Origin of the sequence: Pseudomonas sp. UYIF39 (assembly GCF_029963765.1) — a bacterium.
In the GTDB taxonomy this organism is placed as follows: domain Bacteria; phylum Pseudomonadota; class Gammaproteobacteria; order Pseudomonadales; family Pseudomonadaceae; genus Aquipseudomonas.
This window is the reverse complement of sequence record NZ_JALBYU010000004.1, coordinates 241,489-260,403: the sequence shown is the minus strand read 5'-3', so window position 1 is coordinate 260,403 and position 18,915 is coordinate 241,489. Positions and strand designations below refer to the sequence as shown.

16 protein-coding genes are annotated in these 18,915 nt (G+C 58.0%); 12 read left to right on the top strand and 4 right to left on the bottom strand.

What is annotated here, in order from left to right; genetic code table 11:
- Positions 1–45: 45 nt before the first annotated feature.
- A complete protein-coding gene (locus tag MO767_RS07785; RefSeq protein ID WP_282480040.1) occupies positions 46–1,740 on the bottom strand; it encodes a lactate permease LctP family transporter in 1,695 nt (564 codons plus the stop codon).
- A gap of 262 nt (positions 1,741–2,002) precedes the next feature.
- Here MO767_RS07785 and MO767_RS07780 point away from each other — a divergent pair, with 262 nt between their 5' ends.
- Complete coding sequence (locus MO767_RS07780; RefSeq protein WP_008149047.1) at positions 2,003–2,770, top strand: GntR family transcriptional regulator; 768 nt, start codon at positions 2,003–2,005, stop codon at positions 2,768–2,770.
- Positions 2,771–2,885: 115 nt separating this feature from the next.
- On the opposite strand, the gene smpB is transcribed toward MO767_RS07780, so the two are convergent.
- Positions 2,886–3,368, bottom strand: a complete 483-nt coding sequence (smpB, locus tag MO767_RS07775) for an SsrA-binding protein SmpB (protein ID WP_008149046.1) — start codon at positions 3,366–3,368, stop codon at positions 2,886–2,888.
- 118 nt (positions 3,369–3,486) lie between these two features.
- On the opposite strand from smpB, the gene MO767_RS07770 reads away from it, so the two are divergent.
- From MO767_RS07770 to MO767_RS07760, 3 genes are read left to right on the top strand one after another with little or no spacing between them, the layout of a single operon-like run.
- Positions 3,487–4,890 carry a sodium-dependent transporter gene (locus MO767_RS07770; RefSeq protein WP_282480039.1) on the top strand — a complete coding sequence of 468 codons (1,404 nt, stop codon included), beginning with the start codon at positions 3,487–3,489 and terminating at the stop codon, positions 4,888–4,890.
- A 7-nt stretch (positions 4,891–4,897) separates the two neighbouring features.
- The gene (locus MO767_RS07765) at positions 4,898–5,332 is read left to right on the top strand and encodes a type II toxin-antitoxin system RatA family toxin (RefSeq protein ID WP_282480038.1); all 435 of its coding nucleotides are present in this window, start codon (positions 4,898–4,900) and stop codon (positions 5,330–5,332) included.
- Entirely contained in the window at positions 5,325–5,639 is a 315-nt protein-coding gene (locus MO767_RS07760) for an RnfH family protein (protein WP_282480037.1), read from the top strand. The genes MO767_RS07765 and MO767_RS07760 overlap by 8 nt, the downstream gene beginning before the upstream one ends.
- A 61-nt stretch (positions 5,640–5,700) precedes the next feature.
- Here the strand turns inward: MO767_RS07760 and MO767_RS07755 are convergent, their stop codons facing one another.
- Positions 5,701–6,228 carry an outer membrane protein assembly factor BamE gene (locus MO767_RS07755; protein WP_282480036.1) on the bottom strand — a complete coding sequence of 176 codons (528 nt, stop codon included), beginning with the start codon at positions 6,226–6,228 and terminating at the stop codon, positions 5,701–5,703.
- A 97-nt stretch (positions 6,229–6,325) separates the two neighbouring features.
- On the opposite strand from MO767_RS07755, the gene fur reads away from it, so the two are divergent.
- Positions 6,326–6,730 carry a ferric iron uptake transcriptional regulator gene (fur, locus tag MO767_RS07750; protein WP_003197684.1) on the top strand — a complete coding sequence of 135 codons (405 nt, stop codon included), beginning with the start codon at positions 6,326–6,328 and terminating at the stop codon, positions 6,728–6,730.
- Between the two features lie 76 nt (positions 6,731–6,806).
- On the opposite strand, the gene recN is transcribed toward fur, so the two are convergent.
- The gene (gene recN / locus MO767_RS07745; protein ID WP_033058136.1) at positions 6,807–8,480 is read right to left on the bottom strand and encodes a DNA repair protein RecN; all 1,674 of its coding nucleotides are present in this window, start codon (positions 8,478–8,480) and stop codon (positions 6,807–6,809) included.
- Positions 8,481–8,721: 241 nt separating this feature from the next.
- Between recN and grpE the strand changes: the two genes are divergently transcribed.
- The 7 genes from grpE (at position 8,722) to greA (ending at position 18,910) form a co-directional block, all read left to right on the top strand.
- Positions 8,722–9,288, top strand: coding sequence for a nucleotide exchange factor GrpE (gene grpE / locus MO767_RS07740; RefSeq protein ID WP_033058135.1), 567 nt, complete (start codon positions 8,722–8,724; stop codon positions 9,286–9,288).
- Positions 9,289–9,390: 102 nt separating this feature from the next.
- Positions 9,391–11,307 carry a molecular chaperone DnaK gene (gene dnaK / locus MO767_RS07735; RefSeq protein ID WP_282480035.1) on the top strand — a complete coding sequence of 639 codons (1,917 nt, stop codon included), beginning with the start codon at positions 9,391–9,393 and terminating at the stop codon, positions 11,305–11,307.
- 453 nt (positions 11,308–11,760) lie between these two features.
- Positions 11,761–12,885: a molecular chaperone DnaJ gene (gene dnaJ / locus MO767_RS07730; RefSeq protein WP_008149037.1), complete on the top strand. Its 1,125-nt coding sequence runs from the start codon at positions 11,761–11,763 to the stop codon at positions 12,883–12,885.
- Between the two features lie 9 nt (positions 12,886–12,894).
- Positions 12,895–13,701, top strand: coding sequence for a 4-hydroxy-tetrahydrodipicolinate reductase (dapB, locus tag MO767_RS07725; RefSeq protein ID WP_282480034.1), 807 nt, complete (start codon positions 12,895–12,897; stop codon positions 13,699–13,701).
- Between the two features lie 259 nt (positions 13,702–13,960).
- A complete protein-coding gene (gene carA / locus MO767_RS07720; protein ID WP_090175660.1) occupies positions 13,961–15,097 on the top strand; it encodes a glutamine-hydrolyzing carbamoyl-phosphate synthase small subunit in 1,137 nt (378 codons plus the stop codon).
- Positions 15,098–15,215: 118 nt separating this feature from the next.
- Positions 15,216–18,437, top strand: coding sequence for a carbamoyl-phosphate synthase large subunit (carB, locus tag MO767_RS07715; RefSeq protein WP_282480033.1), 3,222 nt, complete (start codon positions 15,216–15,218; stop codon positions 18,435–18,437).
- Positions 18,434–18,910, top strand: a complete 477-nt coding sequence (greA, locus tag MO767_RS07710; protein WP_007933522.1) for a transcription elongation factor GreA — start codon at positions 18,434–18,436, stop codon at positions 18,908–18,910. Before carB ends, greA begins: the two co-directional genes overlap by 4 nt.
- Positions 18,911–18,915: the final 5 nt, after the last annotated feature.

Below are 18,915 nucleotides of genomic sequence, written 5' to 3'. Positions count from 1 at the left end.
CGGAATCGTGGTCCGACGTCGGTTTTATCGGTGTTGCTTGTAGTCTTAGTGCACCAGCATGCCGGTGAGCCAATAGGCCTGGATGTAGGTGATCAGGCCAACGATTGTTGCGAAGAACAGGCTGTGCTTGAGGGTGAAGCGGAACAGATCCGATTCCTTGCCCACGAGTCCGGTCGCGGCGCAGGCCACGGCGATCGATTGCGGCGAGATCATCTTGCCGGTCACGCCGCCGCTGGTGTTCGCCGCCACCAGCAACACATCGCTGACACCGATCTGGTGCGCGGTAGTCGCTTGCAACGAACTGAACAGCGCGTTGGACGAGGTGTCGGAGCCCGTCAGGAATACACCCAGCCAACCGAGGAACGGCGAGAAGAACGGGAACGCTGCACCGGTTGCCGCCAGCACCAGGGCCATGGTCGAAGACATGCCCGAGTAGTTGGTGACGAAGGCAAACGCCAGCACCATGCCGATGGACAGAATCGGCCAGCGCAGTTCGTAGAGGGTTTCTTTAAAAGTGGTAAGACCAGTTTTGAAGTTGATCTTCAGCACCAGCATCGAGATCAGCGCGGAGAAGAAAATCGCCGTGCCGGTAGCAGATATTGGATCAAGTTTGAACACTGCCGGCAGGGCGGTCGGCGCGGTCACGATCGGCGCGACCTTGATCACCAGTTGATCCAGGTGCGGGATGGCAAAGTTGAAAACCCAGCTGTACATCGAGCCGCCCGCAGCGAACATCGCCTTGAACGGTTTCAGGGTCCAGATGGTGACCAGTACGGTGAGGATCAGGAACGGCGACCAGGCTTTGAAAATTTCCAGCAGGCTGTAAGGCGAAGCCACGGTGGTGCGCTTCTGGCCGAAACCACCGACGCTGGCGCTCACCACGGAAGCCGAGACGGCGCCAGCGATGTGTTGGCCGGCGGCGCGTTTTGGCTGCCAGACTTTCAGGAACAGGGTCAGGGAAATCAGGCTGACCAGCGCCGAGGTGATATCCGGCAGTTCCGGGCCAATGAAGTTCGAAGTGAAGTACTGAGTGATAGCAAAGCTCAACCCCGCCACCAATGCGGCCGGCCAGGTTTCCCGCACGCCGCGCAGGCCATCCATCATGAACACCAGCCAGAACGGCACGAACAGCGACAGCAGCGGCAGTTGGCGGCCCGTCATGGCGCCGATCTTGAACGCGTCGATACCGGTGACTTGCCCGGCAACGATGATCGGAATCCCCAAGGCACCGAAAGCGACCGGTGCGGTGTTGGCGATCAGGCACAAGCCGGCGGCGTACAGCGGATTGAAACCCAGTCCTACCAACAGTGCGGCGGTAATCGCAACCGGCGCACCGAAACCGGCGGCACCTTCCAGGAAGGCGCCGAAGCAGAAGCCGATCAGCAGCACTTGCAGGCGCTGGTCGTCGGTGATCGACAGCACCGAGCTGCGGATCACTTCGAACTGACCACTCTTGACCGTCAGTTTGTAGAGGAACACCGCCGCGACGATGATCCAGGCAATCGGCCACAGGCCATAGGCGAAACCATATCCGGCGGCGGCGAAGGCCATGTCTACAGGCATCTGGAAGGCGAAGATCGCCACGGCAATGGACAAGGCCAGCGTGATGCTGCCGGCCACGTGTCCTTTGAGTCGGAACACGGCCAATGCCAGGAAGAAAAACACGATGGGGATAACGGCCGCGAGCGCGGACACGCCGAGACTGCCGAGCGGAGAATAGAGTTGTTGCCAGGTTTGCATATGGGGTGGCCCCTAATTGTTGTTGGTCAGGCACTGGTCAGCGTTCTTGGATAATTGGTAATACCAATTTACAATCGCTGTTGGCTAGGGTAAAAGCCTTGTAGGCGGCGTGTCAATTTGCCTTCCTAAAACTTTTGTCGAATACGCGCTACAGAAGTCATCTGCTCCGCTCGACCGAATGCCGTCTGGCAGGTGCTGACACAGCCCTGATAGGCCAGAATAGAGACCCCGGCGAGCCGTCGGGATCGTGGAGAAATGAGTTATGGGGTTTGATCAGATTCGTCAGCGCCGTTTGTCTGACGATATTGTCGAGCAGCTCGAGGGGATGATTCTCGAGGGCACGCTGAAGGCGGGTGAGCGCTTGCCGGCCGAACGTGCGTTGGCCGAGCAGTTCGGCGTGTCACGCCCTTCGTTGCGCGAAGCGATTCAGAAGCTGGCGGCCAAGGGCTTGCTGGTCAGTCGCCAGGGTGGCGGCAATTATGTGGTGGAGTCGCTGGGGTCAACCTTCAGCGATCCGCTGCTGCATCTGCTGGAAAGCAACCCTGAAGCGCAGCGCGATCTGCTGGAATTTCGCCACACCCTGGAAGCCTCCTGCGCCTATTACGCAGCCATGCGTGCTACGGACGTTGATCGCGAGCGATTGACCGCGGCTTTCAATGAATTGCAGGACTGCTATACGCGTCACGACGAGGTAAGTCGGGCGGAAGAGGGGGCGGCGGATGCGAAATTCCACCTCGCAATTGCTGAAGCCAGTCACAACGCGGTGTTGCTGCACACCATTCGCGGGTTGTTCGATCTGCTCAAGCGTAACGTGGTGACCAACATCGGCGGGATGTATAAACAGCGTACCGAGACCCGCGACATGCTTATCACGCAGCATCGGGAGTTGTACCTGGCGATTATTGAAGGAAGGGCCGAGCAGGCGCGGGAAGTCTCCAGCCGACATATCTTGTATGTGCAGGAAGTGCTGGAAGAAGTGCGTCAGGAGGTCCAGCGCATGGCTCGGGCGGAGCGGCGCAAGGGAATGTGATTATATAAAGCAAAAGATCGCAGCCTGCGGTGCTCCTACATGGATACGCGATCCATGTAGGAGCTGCCGCAGGCTGCAATCTTTTCGCTAGCGCCACACAGCTCAGGCCGGAAGATTAATCTTCCTTGCCCTTGTTGCGCACCGCACGCTGCAGCTCGCGACCGGCGTCGCGTTCGCGTTCGGTATCACGCTTGTCGTATTCCTTCTTGCCCTTGCCCAGAGCGATTTCGCACTTGACCATGTGCTTGCTCCAGTACCAGGACAGGCACACGCAGGCGTAACCTTTTTGCTGCACGGCCGTGGCCAGCTTTTCCAGCTCGCGACGGTTGAGCAGCAATTTTCGGGTGCGAGTCGGATCAGCGATGACGTGGGTGCTGGCGGTCATCAGCGGCGTAATGTGGCTGCCGAGCAGCCAAGCTTCGCCATCCTTGAGCAGCACGTAACTGTCAACCAGTTGCAGCTTGCTTGCCCGCAGACTTTTTACTTCCCAGCCGGCCAGGACCAGACCAGCCTCGAACTTGTGCTCGATGAAGTAATCGTGTCGCGCCTTTTTGTTTTGCGCGATGGTCCCTGTTGGGTGTTTCTTCTGTTTAGCCATAGGGGCGGCATTATAGGGAGTTGCACGCGAGTCGGCTACGGTATCGCTACGTGCTTGAGCAGGTTGATTGAATCCCGGACAATGCGGCCTCTTTTTTGAACGCTTGGGCGTGATAACGATGTCGACAGACAAGGTTTCTGTCCACGGCAGTTGGGCTAGCCGCTGGGTCTTCATACTCGCCGCGACCGGTTCGGCCGTGGGCCTGGGTAGTATCTGGAAATTCCCGTACATGGTCGGCGTCTACGGCGGCGGCGCCTTCGTGCTGATGTTCCTGGCCTGTATCGCGCTGATCGGTGTGCCGGTCATGCTGGCCGAGACCCTGATCGGCCGCCGTGCACGGCAGAGCCCGGCCAACGCCCTGAAGGTATTGGCGCTGGAAGCCGGGCATTCGGGTAAATGGTCCTGGGGCGCATTCGCCGGGATGATCACAGCGTTGCTGATCTTGTCTTTCTATAGTGTGGTCGGCGGTTGGTCGCTGGATTACATCATCGACATGGGCCGTGGCGACTTCCAGGGTGCAACGCCCGACCAGGTCGGCGCGTACTTTGGCAATGTGATCGCCGATCCGTGGCGCCTGACACTTTGGCACACGATTTTCATGCTGCTGTCTGCCGTCGTGATCGCCAAAGGCGTGGTCGCTGGGCTTGAGCGCAGCCTGCGAATCATGATGCCCCTTCTCTTTGTGATGATTCTGGTGCTGCTGGGTTACAGCATGACCACCGGGCATTTCATGGAAGGCGTGCATTTCATGTTCGACTTCCACCCGGAAAAAGTACTCGACGGTTTGCTGCCCGCCATGGGGCACGCGTTTTTTTCCCTGAGCGTGGGCGTCGGTTCGATCATGATCTACGGCGCCTACATGCCGAAGCATTCGTCGATCTCCGGCACCGTGGTCGGCGTGGCGCTGCTCGACACCTTCGTTTCGCTGGTGGCCGGTCTGGCGTTGTTTCCGATTGTGTTCGCTGGCGGCCTGAACCCAAGCGAAGGTCCTGGCCTGATGTTTGTCAGCCTGCCATTTGCTTTTGGTAACGTAGCGTTCGGCCAGTTGATGGGCGTAGTGTTCTTCGTACTGGTCGCGGTGGCAGCCTGGAGCTCGGCAATTTCCTTGCTTGAGCCGATGGTGGCTTACCTGGTTGAACGCACGAAAGTCAGCCGCGCCTGGGTCACCTTTTGGCTGGCATTTATCTGCTGGTTTGTCGGTCTGGGCACGGTGTTTTCCTTCAATATCTGGAAGGAAGCCAAGTTTTTCGTGAACGAAGGCGGTTTGTTTCACCTCTATCAATGGGGTGCGGCCGGTGGCCTGGACTTATTTGGTGTGATTGATTTCTTCACCTCGCGGATCATGTTGCCACTCGGTGGTTTGTGTTTCGTGGTGTTTGCAGGCTGGGTGATGGGGCGTGAAGCGGTACGAGACGAGTTGTCGATCCGCAGCCCTGCGTTGTTCGCCCTGTCCCTGTTCTTGATGCGCTATGTGGCGCCCATCGGCATTCTCGTAGTGTTTGCCGCCCAGCTGTGGAAGTGACGCTGACATGACGACACACATTCAACGTTCGGCCCTGCTGCCGTATCCGGCACAAGCGCTGTATGACCTGGTCAACGACGTGGCCCGTTATCCGGAATTCCTGCCGTGGTGCTCATCGGCCGAAGTCCTGGAGAGTTCTCCTGAGCATATGCGCGCTAGCGTCGGCGTGGCCAAGGGCGGTCTCAGCCAGCATTTCGTAACGCGCAACACGCTGGTGCCTGGGCATTCGATCGAGATGAATCTCGAGGAAGGCCCGTTCAATCAATTGCATGGCGTCTGGGTGTTCAAGCCGTTGGGCGAGAAAGCCTGCAAGATCAGCCTGGACCTGTCGTTCGATTACGCCGGGCCAATTGTCCGCGCGACCCTGGGGCCGTTGTTCAATCAGGCGGCCAATACGTTGGTGGATGCCTTCTGCCAGCGCGTCAAGCAGATGCATGGTTGAGGCCGTGATTGACGTTGAGGTGGTGTATGCCGCCATTGATCGTCAGGTGCTTCTCTCGGTGACGGTTCCGGCAGGAACAACCGTGCGGGCGGCTTTGCTGGCGTCAGGCATCGGCGAGGCGTTTTCGGAGCTGGATCTGGCCAGTTGTCCGGCGGGGATCTTCGGTAAGGTGATCGCTGATCCGGACAAGCATCCTGTCCAGGCTGGAGATCGCATCGAGATATACCGGCCATTACTGGCTGATCCGAAAGAAGTTCGTCGGTTGCGCGCAGCCAAGGCTGCTGAGGCCAAAAACCGGAATCAGTGATTCGCTCAAACGCTGGACAATAAAAAACCCGGACATGCCGGGTTTTTTATTGCGTCGCAAATTATTGCGGCGAGGTTTCCAGAGGTTCTGGAGTCGGGACTGGAACGGTTTCTACACCGTCGACGTCCTTCTGGATCTGGTCCAGCAACGAACCTGGCTTGACCGGTTTTTCTGGTTTCGGCTTCTCGACGTTTTCTGCTGGTGCAGCGACTGTAGAGCCGCTGTCCTTGCCGAGAATGGCTTCGTCGCGGCTCACGCCTGGCATGAAATCACCGGAGAGGCTGACAAGCTGGTCATTTGGGTTGAAGATAACGCTAATGCGTTCCTGTTGGCGTTCACCGCCACCCGGTTGCAGGCTGTACAGATAATCCCAGCGATCGGCATGGAACGTGTCGGTCAACAGAGGGTTGCCCATGATAAACCGTACTTGCTTGCGGGTCATTCCCGGGCGTAACTGGTCTATCATGTCCTGCGTGACGACATTGCCCTGCTGGATGTCGATTTTGTAAACCCCGGGGAATGAACAACCGGCGAGTGCGAGCAGTCCCACAAGGGTGAAACTGGTTAGCAAGAGCTTGGTGTTTTGCATCGGTGGGCGACTTCCACTATCTTGGCTGGGACAACGTAAACGCCGATCATACCCGCATTAAGAGAAGCTGCGAAGCAGCATCGCGAGAAAGCTAACCATGGTTGAAAATAGCGAACTACGCAAAGCCGGCCTCAAAGTGACCCTTCCACGGGTCAAAATTCTGCAAATGCTCGATTCCGCCGAGCAACGCCACATGAGTGCCGAGGACGTCTACAAGGCGCTGATGGAGGCTGGTGAGGACGTCGGTCTGGCCACGGTTTATCGTGTCCTGACCCAGTTCGAGGCAGCGGGCCTTGTGGTGCGGCACAACTTTGACGGGGGCCATGCGGTCTTTGAGCTGGACGACGGCAAGCATCACGACCATATGGTCAACGTCGAGACCAGTGAAGTGATCGAATTCTTCGACGAAGAAATCGAGCGACTGCAGAAGGCAATCGTCGACAAGTATGGCTTCGAGATGGTTGATCACAACCTTGTGCTGTACGTACGCAAGAAAAAGTAAGCATGTCGCGCGAACTTAAGGTTCGCGAAACGAGCGAAGGCGACCCCAGGGGTCGCCTTCGTGCTTTCTGCTGGTCTTAAATTTTCGCGGTGACGACCATTTTCCTGGCATGAGCCAGAGATTCCTTTGTAAGGTCGATGCCTCCCAGCATCCGCGCCACTTCTTCGACACGATCGTTCTTGCTCAGCTTGGAGACGGCTGTGTGAGTGGCATCTTCGCCGCGCACCTTGTGTACGAATAGATGTTGATGTCCCTGCGCTGCTACTTGCGGCAAGTGAGTTACCGTCAATACCTGCCCGCGCTCCCCAAGTCGACGCAGCAATTGGCCCACGATTTCGGCGGTCGGACCACCGATGCCCACGTCCACTTCGTCGAACACCAGGGTCGGTACGCGGGAGGTCTGCGCGGTGATCACCTGAATCGCCAGGCTGATCCGTGACAGCTCACCGCCCGAGGCTACTTTGGCCAGAGCTTTTAATGGCTGGCCGGGGTTGGCGCTCACCAGCAGTTCTACCTGCTCAAGGCCATTGGGTAGCAGTTCATCGCTACTGTTGGGGCGTAGCTCGATGGTGAAACGACCGCCGGGCATGCCCAGTCGCTGGATTTCCTGCTCCACGGCACTGGCCAGGCTGTTCGAGGCCTGATGGCGCAAATCGCTCAGCTCGCGAGCCTTTTCCTGATAATGACGGGCATAGGAGGCCAGTTCATCGCTCAGTCGCTCGATGGATTCGTCGTTGGCATTCAGGGTTTCGATTTCATCCAGCAAGCGCTGCTGCATCTCGGCCACTTCGGTCGGCTGGATGCGGTGTTTGCGCGCCATGGTATAGATCGCATCAAGGCGTTCCTCCAGGTATTGAAGACGCGCTGGATCGGCATCGAAGTTATCAAGGAAGCGGTTCAGTTCTCCCACGGCTTCTTCGACCTGGATCTGTGCACTGGTCAGCAGGCTGCTGGCTTCACCCAGGGCTCCGATCGAATTGTTGACGCTCGAAAGGCGATTGAGGCTGGCGGTGAGGGCGTTTAGCACATTCCCGGAATCACTTTCGCTGCATTGTTCGACCACTTGCCGGCAAATGCCCAGCAGGGTTTCGGCGTTGGTCAGGTTCTTGTGTTCCTGTTCCAGCTGCTCCAGCTCGTTTTCGCCGAGGCCGAGGTTTTCCAGCTCTTCGAGTTGATAGCTGAGCAATTGATGGCGAGCGCGCTGCTCGTCGCCGGAATTGGAAAGGCGTTCCAGCTCCTGGCGGGTCTGGCGCCAGCGTTGGGCGGCCAGGTGTACCTGACGGGCAAGGTCCGTTGCACCCGCGTACTCGTCGAGCAGACGGCGGTGCGTGTCGGTCTTGAGCAGGGATTGGTGTTCGTGCTGGCTGTGGATATCGATCAGCAATTCACCCAGAGCCTTGAGATCACCGAGGGGGCAGGGCGTGCCATTGATATAGCCACGCGAGCGACCTTCGGCGGTAATCACCCGGCGCAGGATGCACGGGCCATCGCTCTCCAGGTCACGCTCGGCCAGCCAGGCACTGGCTTCTGGAATATCGACCAGATCGAAGGTTGCCAGGATATCGGCCTTGTCGGCGCCGGGACGGACCACGCCGCTGTCGGCGCGATCGCCCAGGGTCAGGCCGAGGGCGTCGAGCATGATCGACTTGCCGGCGCCGGTTTCCCCAGTGATCACGCTCATCCCGCGATCAAGTTCGAGATCGAGATGTTCAACGATGGCGTAGTTATGTACGGACAGGTGCACCAGCATAAAGGCCGCTCCCAGGCTTTAGGTCTGGTTATTTATACAGTGTTTTGTTTCTGGCTGACAATGCCCTCCCTTAGCTCGATTTGCTTGATCCGACGAAATCCTTAGTGCGCCCGGGAATGGCAATGCAGCTGTTTTTTGTAGGGTTAATCAATAAGCGCCCCTTGAAGCTGAATTTTACGGCCCCATATAGCTGGGCAGAAGCGCGAGTTGAGCTCGCGGACGATATTGAAAGGAGAAATCTATGGCTGACGAACAGACAGTGGATACGCAAAATCTAGACGCCGATCAGGCTGCCCAAGACTCGGGTGATGAGCTGGCGGCTCGTGTTCAAGTGCTCGAGGAGCAATTGGCTGGCGCTCATGATCAGGCTTTGCGTGTAGCGGCTGATCTGCAGAACGTCCGCCGTCGCGCCGAGCAGGATGTAGAAAAGGCTCACAAATTCGCACTGGAGAAATTCGCCGGTGACTTGTTGCCGATCATCGACAGCCTGGAGCGTGGTCTGGAGTTGTCCAGTCCGGACGACGAAAGCATTCGTCCAATGCGCGAAGGCATCGAGCTGACCCTGAAAATGTTCCAGGACACCCTGAAGCGTTATCAGCTGGAAGCGATCGATCCGCATGGCGAACCGTTCAACGCCGTTCAGCATCAGGCAATGGCCATGCAGGAAAGCGCCGATGTCGAGCCGAACAGCGTGCTCAAGGTGTTCCAGAAGGGCTATCAGCTCAACGGTCGCCTGCTGCGCCCGGCCATGGTCGTGGTCAGCAAGGCCCCGGCCCCGGTTTCGCCTTCGATAGACGAGCAGGCTTGAAATTAGCCGCAAGGCCCCCATTTAGAAGTCAAGCGTTTAAGTGCTACCGCAGTTAGCGACCACTGCTGCGGCAACCAATTCCAAAGTTTCGGGAGAGTGAACATGGGCAAAATTATCGGTATCGACCTGGGGACTACCAACTCCTGCGTCTCCGTGCTTGAAAACGGCGTAGCCAAAGTTATTGAAAACGCTGAAGGCACGCGTACCACGCCGTCGATCATCGCTTACGCCAATGACGGTGAAATCCTCGTTGGCCAATCGGCCAAGCGTCAGGCTGTGACCAATCCGCACAACACCCTGTATGCGGTGAAGCGTCTGATCGGTCGTAAGTTCGACGAAGAAGTCGTACAGAAAGACATCAAGATGGTCCCGTACAAAATCGCCAAGGCTGATAACGGCGATGCGTGGGTTGAAGTGAACGGCCAGAAAATGTCGCCGCCACAAATCTCGGCTGAAATTCTGAAGAAAATGAAGAAGACCGCCGAAGACTACCTCGGCGAGCCAGTGACCGAAGCGGTGATCACTGTTCCGGCCTACTTCAACGACAGCCAGCGTCAAGCCACCAAAGACGCCGGCCGCATCGCGGGCCTGGACGTAAAACGTATCATCAACGAACCAACCGCAGCCGCTCTGGCTTACGGTATGGACAAGGCGAAGGGCGATCACACCGTGATCGTTTACGACTTGGGCGGCGGTACTTTCGACGTTTCCGTGATCGAAATCGCTGAAGTCGATGGCGAGCACCAGTTCGAAGTATTGGCCACCAACGGCGACACGTTCCTGGGCGGTGAAGACTTTGACATTCGTCTGATCGACTACCTCGTCGACGAATTCAAGAAAGAAAGCGGCATGAACCTTAAGGGTGACCCGCTGGCCATGCAGCGCCTGAAAGAAGCCGCTGAAAAAGCCAAGATCGAACTGTCTTCGAGCAATTCGACCGACGTGAACCTGCCGTACATCACTGCAGACGCCACCGGTCCTAAGCACTTGAACGTGAAAATCTCCCGCGCCAAGCTCGAAGCGCTGGTAGAAGACCTGGTTCAACGCACCATCGAACCTTGCCGCATCGCTCTGAAAGACTCTGGCATCGAGATTGGCGCCATCAACGACGTGATCCTGGTCGGCGGTCAGACCCGTATGCCACTGGTTCAGAAGCTGGTGACCGAGTTCTTCGGTAAAGAAGCGCGTAAAGACGTGAACCCGGACGAAGCGGTTGCCATGGGTGCTGCTATCCAGGGCGCAGTATTGGCCGGTGACGTGAAAGACGTTCTGCTGCTGGACGTTAGCCCGCTGACTCTGGGTATTGAAACCATGGGCGGCGTGATGACCGCGCTGATCGAGAAAAACACCACGATTCCTACCAAGAAATCGCAAGTGTTCTCGACTGCCGACGACAACCAGGGCGCTGTGACCATTCACGTGCTGCAAGGTGAGCGTAAGCAAGCCGCTCAGAACAAGTCGTTGGGCAAGTTCGACCTGGCCGAGATTCCACCAGCACCACGTGGTGTGCCACAAATTGAAGTGACCTTCGACATCGACGCCAACGGCATTCTGCACGTAGGCGCCAAAGACAAGGCTACCGGCAAGACTCAGTCGATCGTGATCAAGGCCAACTCCGGTCTGTCCGAGGAAGAGATTCAGCAGATGATTCGCGATGCTGAAGCCAACGTCGACGCAGATCGCCAGTTCGAAGAGCTGGCAGCCGCTCGCAACCAGGGTGATGCGCTGGTTCACTCGACTCGCAAAATGGTCGCAGACGCTGGCGATAAAGTGACTGCTGAAGAGAAGACTGCAATCGAAGCTGCTGTTGTTGCTTTGGAAGCCGCTGTCAAAGGCGACGACAAGGCTGCGATCGAAGCCAAGGTTGAAGAGCTGTCGAAAGTCTCCGCTCCAGTGGCGCAGAAGATGTACGCCGAACAGGCTCAGCCTGCTGAAGGTGCGGCGCCGCACGACGAAAAGGCTGAGAAGGCTGACGACGTTGTCGATGCCGAGTTCGAAGAAGTCAAAGACCACAAGTAAGTTGTTGGTCGCCCGGTTGACTGCCTTCAGGCGGTGACTGGTAGGATGTCGCCGCGCGGGAGCTTGCTCCCGCGTTGGCGTGTCTGGAGTTAGCGAATTTTTACAGCATGCGACAAAGGCGGAGTGAGTGGCTTGTTCGTTAGAGCAAGTTCGGATTCCTGAACGCCATAGCCAAGGCGCTGCGACGACTCATAGCTCGCTATGGGGAGGTGCGGCAACGCAGGATATGGTGTTCAGGCGCCGGAATTGCCTAACGAACAAGCCATTCAGTCCGCTCCAGTGTTGGCGGTATGGCCGGGAATGCTCCTGCTTTTCGAGCCGAAAGTACCGTATCGAATCAAAGACCAGGATCGTTGAATTGACGTGAGTTGGGTCCGGGCCTGTATTGGGGCTCAACGAGTTTGGCAAGGCTCAGGAGAGGTTTGCCGGACGTCCTTAAGAGTGCAAAGACTTATGGCAAAGCGTGACTATTACGAAGTATTGGGTGTTGAGCGTGGCTCAAGCGAAGCAGACCTGAAAAAGGCCTACCGTCGCCTGGCGATGAAGCACCACCCGGACCGTAATCCCGATGACAAAGCGTCGGAAGATATGTTCAAGGAGGCCAACGAGGCCTACGAAGTCCTGTCCGATTCCAGCAAGCGAGCGGCCTACGACCAGTACGGTCATGCCGGTGTCGATCCAAGCATGGGCGGCGGCGGTGCAGGGTTTGGCGGTCAGAACTTCTCCGACATCTTTGGTGATGTCTTCAGTGACTTCTTCGGCGGCGGTCGCGGCGGTTCTCGTGGCGGCGCTCAGCGCGGCAGCGACCTGCGTTACACCCTGGAACTGAATCTGGAAGAAGCGGTGCGCGGTACGACCGTTAATATCCGTGTTCCGACATTGGTCAACTGCAAGCCGTGCGACGGTTCGGGTGCCAAGAAAGGTTCCTCGCCGATAACCTGCCCGACATGCGGCGGTATCGGTCAAGTCCGTATGCAGCAGGGCTTTTTCTCGGTGCAGCAGACATGTCCGCGCTGTCATGGCCAGGGCAAGATCATTTCCGATCCGTGCGACTCGTGCGACGGTCAAGGTCGTGTCGAAGAGTACAAAACCCTCTCGGTGAAAGTGCCGGCCGGCGTCGATACCGGTGATCGAATTCGTCTGTCCGGCGAAGGCGAGGCGGGTGCTCAGGGTGGTCCGACGGGCGACCTGTACGTGGTGATCAACGTGCGTGAGCACGCGATCTTCCAGCGAGACGGCAAGCACCTGTTCTGCGAAGTGCCGATCAGTTTTGTCGATGCTGCGCTGGGTGGCGAGCTGGAGATTCCGACCCTTGATGGTCGAGTCAAACTGAAGATTCCTGAGGGGACTCAGACCGGCAAGCAGTTCCGTGTTCGCGGCAAGGGCGTTGCGCCAGTGCGCGGCGGCGGTGCTGGTGACTTGATGTGCCGTGTAGCGGTCGAAACCCCGGTCAATCTGGGGCGTCGTCAGCGCGAACTGCTGGAAGAGTTCCGTAGCTCGCTGGCAGATGACAACAGCCATTCGCCTAAAACCACTGGTTGGTTCGAAGGCGTGAAGCGCTTCTTCGGCGATTTGTAAGGAGTCGGCATGCGACGTATAGCTGTGATGGGCGCTGCCGGGCGCATGGGCAAGATTCTGGTCGAGGCAGTGCAGCAACGCGCGCCGCTGACCGGGCTGACGGCGGCCATCGTACGCCCCGGCAGTACGCTGATTGGCGTGGATGCTGGTGAGCTGGCCTCGCTGGGGCGTATCGGCGTTCCACTGTCCGGCAATCTGGACGCGGTGGCTGATGAGTTCGACGTGCTGATCGACTTCACGCTCCCGGAAGTCATGCTGAAAAACCTGGCGTTCTGCCGTAAGGCGGGCAAGGCCATGGTGATCGGCACGACAGGGCTGGACGCCGCGCAGAAGCAGCTGCTGGCCGAGGCTGGCAAGGATATTCCGATCGTGTTCGCAGCCAATTTCAGTGTCGGTGTGAACCTGTCGCTGAAGCTGCTCGACATGGCTGCTCGTGTGCTGGGTGATGACGCGGATATCGAGATCATCGAGGCTCATCATCGGCACAAGATCGATGCGCCTTCAGGTACGGCTCTGCGCATGGGTGAAGTCATCGCAAGCGCTCTGGATCGTGATCTGCAGAAAGTTGCGGTGTATGGTCGTGAAGGCCATACCGGTGCTCGCGAGCGTGAAACTATCGGCTTTGCCACTGTTCGCGGTGGTGATGTAGTCGGCGATCATACTGTTCTGTTCGCCTGTGAGGGTGAGCGACTGGAAATTACGCATAAAGCTTCCAGTCGTATGACCTTCGCCAAGGGCGCAGTACGTGCTGCGTTGTGGCTGGACGGTCGTCACCCGGGTCTATACGACATGCAAGACGTACTCGATCTGCGTTAAGATGCGCCCGAAATCGGGCTCAAATAGTGTGTTTGAGCCCGGTTTTACTCCGCCAAGCGACGTCCTGTCGCATTCCTCGGCCTTTAAGGCTCATTGGCGGTAGACCAAAAATGCCTTTTTCTGTAAGCTACAGCTTTAGTGTGTCCACTAAAAGCGCGCAGAATTATTCGGTGAAGAAGCGGGGTGACGTGTCCATACGTCACTCCGCTTTTTTACAACCTGCGATCGCCCTTTCAGGCTTTATTTACGGGAGGTCTTCTTGACTAAGCCAGCCATACTCGCCCTTGCTGATGGCAGCATTTTTCGCGGCGAAGCCATTGGAGCCGACGGTCAAACCGTTGGTGAGGTGGTGTTCAACACCGCAATGACCGGCTATCAGGAAATCCTTACCGATCCTTCCTACGCCCAACAGATTGTTACCCTGACTTACCCGCACATCGGCAACACCGGCACCACGCCGGAAGACGCCGAGTCCGACCGCGTCTGGTCCGCTGGCCTGGTTATCCGTGACCTGCCGCTGGTTGCGAGCAACTGGCGTAACACGATGTCTCTGTCCGACTACCTGAAAGCCAACAACGTTGTGGCAATCGCCGGTATCGACACTCGCCGCCTGACGCGCATCCTGCGTGAAAAAGGCGCGCAGAACGGCTGCATCATGGCCGGTGACAACATTTCCGAAGAAGCAGCCATCGCCGCCGCTCAGGGTTTCCCTGGCCTCAAGGGCATGGACCTGGCGAAAGTCGTCAGCACCAAAGAGAAATACGAGTGGCGCTCGACTGTCTGGGATTTGAAAACCGACAGCCACGCGACTATCGAAGCCTCCGAGCTGCCATACCATGTGGTTGCCTACGACTACGGCGTCAAACTGAATATCCTGCGCATGCTGGTCGAGCGCGGTTGCCGCGTGACCGTGGTGCCGGCTCAAACCCCAGCCGCTGACGTTCTGGCGATGAAGCCGGACGGCGTGTTCCTGTCCAATGGCCCTGGTGACCCGGAGCCTTGCGACTACGCGATCCAGGCGATCAAAGATGTGCTGGAAACCGAAATTCCGGTCTTCGGTATCTGCCTTGGTCACCAACTGCTGGCCCTGGCCTCCGGTGCCAAGACCCTGAAAATGGGTCACGGCCACCACGGTGCCAACCACCCGGTCCAGGATCTGGACACCGGTGTGGTGATGATCACCAGCCAGAACCACGGTTTTGCGGTAGACGAAACGACCCTGCCAGCCAACGTCCGCGCGATCCACAAATCGCTGTTCGACGGCACCCTGCAAGGCATCGAGCGTACCGACAAGAGCGCCTTCAGCTTCCAGGGTCACCCGGAAGCCAGCCCTGGCCCGAACGACGTAGCACCACTGTTTGATCGCTTCATCAATGAAATGGCCAAGCGACGCTAATCGCTCGCCTTGATGTAGCAAAGCTTGAGGGCGGTCCCGACACCGGTGGCCCCCTCAAGGCTTCAAAGATTGAACAAGACGGCTTGCCGACTGACCTGCGGATTTGAGTGACAAACCCATGCCAAAACGTACAGATATTAAAAGCATCCTGATTCTCGGCGCTGGCCCGATCGTGATCGGCCAGGCCTGCGAATTCGACTACTCCGGCGCCCAGGCCTGTAAAGCCCTGCGCGAGGAGGGTTACCGCGTCATCCTGGTGAATTCCAACCCAGCGACCATCATGACCGACCCGGACATGGCCGACGCCACCTACATCGAGCCGATCAAGTGGCAGACCGTTGCCAAAATCATCGAGAAAGAGCGTCCGGACGCGCTGCTGCCGACCATGGGTGGCCAGACCGCTCTGAACTGCGCACTGGATCTGGAGCGCGAAGGCGTTCTGGAGAAGTTCGGCGTAGAGATGATCGGCGCCAACGCTGACACCATCGACAAGGCTGAAGACCGTTCGCGCTTCGACAAGGCGATGAAATCCATCGGCCTGGACTGCCCGCGTTCGGGTATCGCCCACAGCATGGAAGAGGCCAATGTGGTCCTCGAGAAGCTCGGCTTCCCGTGCATCATCCGTCCGTCCTTCACCATGGGCGGCACCGGTGGCGGTATCGCTTACAACCGTGAAGAGTTCGAAGAAATCTGCGCCCGCGGTCTCGACCTGTCGCCGACCAAAGAGCTGCTGATCGACGAATCCCTGATCGGCTGGAAAGAGTATGAGATGGAGGTTGTCCGCGATAAGAAGGACAACTGCATCATCGTCTGCTCCATCGAAAACTTTGACCCGATGGGCGTGCACACCGGTGACTCGATCACCGTTGCTCCGGCACAGACCCTGACGGACAAGGAATACCAGATCATGCGTAACGCCTCGTTGGCGGTACTGCGTGAGATCGGCGTGGAAACCGGCGGCTCCAACGTTCAGTTTGGCATCTGCCCCGACACTGGCCGTATGGTCGTGATCGAGATGAACCCGCGTGTATCTCGCTCTTCGGCACTGGCCTCGAAAGCCACTGGTTTCCCGATTGCGCGTATCGCTGCCAAGCTGGCGATCGGCTACACCCTGGACGAGCTGCAGAACGAAATCACCGGCGGCGCTACTCCTGCATCCTTCGAGCCGTCGATCGACTACGTCGTCACCAAGCTGCCACGGTTCGCCTTCGAAAAATTTCCGAAAGCCGACGCACGCCTGACCACTCAAATGAAGTCGGTCGGTGAAGTGATGGCCATCGGCCGGACTTTCCAGGAATCCCTGCAGAAAGCCCTGCGCGGTCTGGAAGTGGGCGTTTGCGGTCTGGACGAGAAGCTCGACCTGAGCAACCCGGAAAGCATGAGCGTGCTCAAGCGCGAACTGACCGTGCCGGGTGCCGAGCGTATCTGGTACGTGGCTGACGCCTTCCGCGCCGGCCTGTCGGTCGAAGACATCTTCGGCATGAACATGATCGACCCGTGGTTCCTGGTGCAGATCGAAGATCTGATCAAGGAAGAAGAGAAGGTCAAGACCCTGGGTCTGGCCAGCATCGACCGCGACTTGATGTTCCGCCTCAAGCGCAAAGGCTTCTCCGACATGCGTCTGGCCAAGCTGCTGGGCGTGACCGAGAAGGCTCTGCGTCGCCACCGTCACAAGCTTGAGATCTTCCCGGTCTACAAGCGCGTTGACACCTGCGCGGCCGAGTTCGCCACCGACACCGCTTACCTCTACTCGACGTACGAGGAAGAGTGCGAAGCCGCACCGACGGGCCGCGACAAGATCATGATCCTCGGCGGCGGTCCTAACCGCATCGGCCAAGGCATCGAGTTCGACTACTGCTGCGTACACGCGGCACTGGCCCTGCGCGCCGACGGTTACGAGACCATCATGGTCAACTGCAACCCGGAAACCGTTTCGACCGATTACGACACCTCCGATCGTCTGTACTTCGAGCCGGTGACCCTGGAAGACGTGCTGGAAATCTGCCGCGTCGAGAAGCCAAAAGGCGTGATCGTCCAGTACGGCGGCCAAACCCCGCTTAAACTGGCTCGTGCCCTGGAAGAAGCTGGCGTGCCGATCATCGGCACCAGCCCTGACGCTATTGACCGTGCCGAAGACCGTGAGCGCTTCCAGCAAATGGTTGAGCGCCTGAACCTGCGTCAGCCGCCAAACGCCACCGTGCGCAGCGAAGACGAAGCGATTCGTGCGGCCAGCAAGATTGGTTACCCGCTGGTGGTTCGTCCGTCCTACGTACTGGGCGGCCGCGCGATGGAAATCGTTTACGAAGAAGAAGAGCTCAAGCGCTACCTGCGCGATGCGGTGAAAGTGTCCAACGACAGCCCGGTGCTGCTCGACCACTTCCTCAACTGCGCAATCGAAATGGACGTGGATGCGGTCTGCGACGGCACCGACGTGGTGATCGGCGCGATCATGCAGCACATCGAGCAGGCCGGCGTTCACTCCGGTGACTCCGCGTGCTCCTTGCCGCCGTACTCGCTGCCTGCTCACATCCAGGACGAGATGCGCGAACAGGTCAAGAAAATGGCCCTGGAACTGGGCGTTGTCGGCCTGATGAACGTTCAGCTGGCGCTGCAAGGCGAAGACATCTACGTCATCGAAGTCAACCCGCGCGCTTCCCGTACCGTACCGTTCGTGTCGAAGTGCATCGGTGTTTCCCTGGCAATGATCGCGGCTCGCGTGATGGCCGGTAAAACCCTGAAGGAAATCGGTTTCACCAAAGAAATCATTCCGAACTTCTACAGTGTGAAAGAGGCGGTGTTCCCATTCGCCAAATTCCCTGGCGTGGACCCGATCCTGGGCCCAGAGATGAAGTCCACTGGTGAAGTGATGGGCGTGGGCGACACCTTCGGTGAAGCGTTTGCCAAGGCCCAAATGGGCGCCAGCGAAGTGTTGCCGACCGGCGGTACCGCGTTCATCAGTGTGCGTGATGACGACAAGCCACTGGTTGCAGGCGTGGCCCGTGATCTGATCAACTTGGGCTTCGAAGTGGTCGCCACTGCCGGTACTGCCAAGCTTATCGAAGCCGCAGGCCTGAAAGTGCGTCGTGTGAACAAGGTGACCGAAGGTCGTCCGCACGTGGTCGACATGATCAAGAATGACGAAGTCACCCTGATCATCAACACCACCGAAGGTCGTCAATCGATCGCTGATTCGTACTCCATTCGTCGTAATGCCTTGCAGCACAAAATCTACTGCACCACTACCATTGCTGCTGGCGAAGCTATCTGCGAAGCGCTGAAGTTCGGTCCCGAGAAGACCGTGCGCCGCTTGCAGGATCTACACGCAGGATTGAAGGCATGATCAAGTACCCAATGACCGTCAAGGGCGCGAAAGCCCTTGAAGAAGAACACACTCACCTGACCAAGGTCGTCCGCCCGAAGCTCAGCCAGGACATCGGCACGGCCCGCGAGTTGGGTGACCTGAAGGAAAACGCCGAATACCACGCTGCTCGTGAGCAGCAAGGTATGGTTGAGGCGCGGATTCGTGACATTGAAGGCCGGATTCAGAATCAGGTCATCATTGATGTCACGACCATTCCTCACACCGGTAAAGTGATTTTCGGCACCACCGTTGAAATCGCCAATGTCGAGACTGACGAGCGCGTCACTTACCACATCGTGGGTGAGGATGAGGCTGACTTCAAACTTGGCAAGATTTCGGTCGGCTCGCCACTGGCCCGCGCCTTGATAGCCAAGGAAGAGGGTGATGTGGTTGCCGTGAAAACGCCTGGCGGCGTTATCGAGTACGAGATTGTCGAAGTACGCCACATCTAAACGCA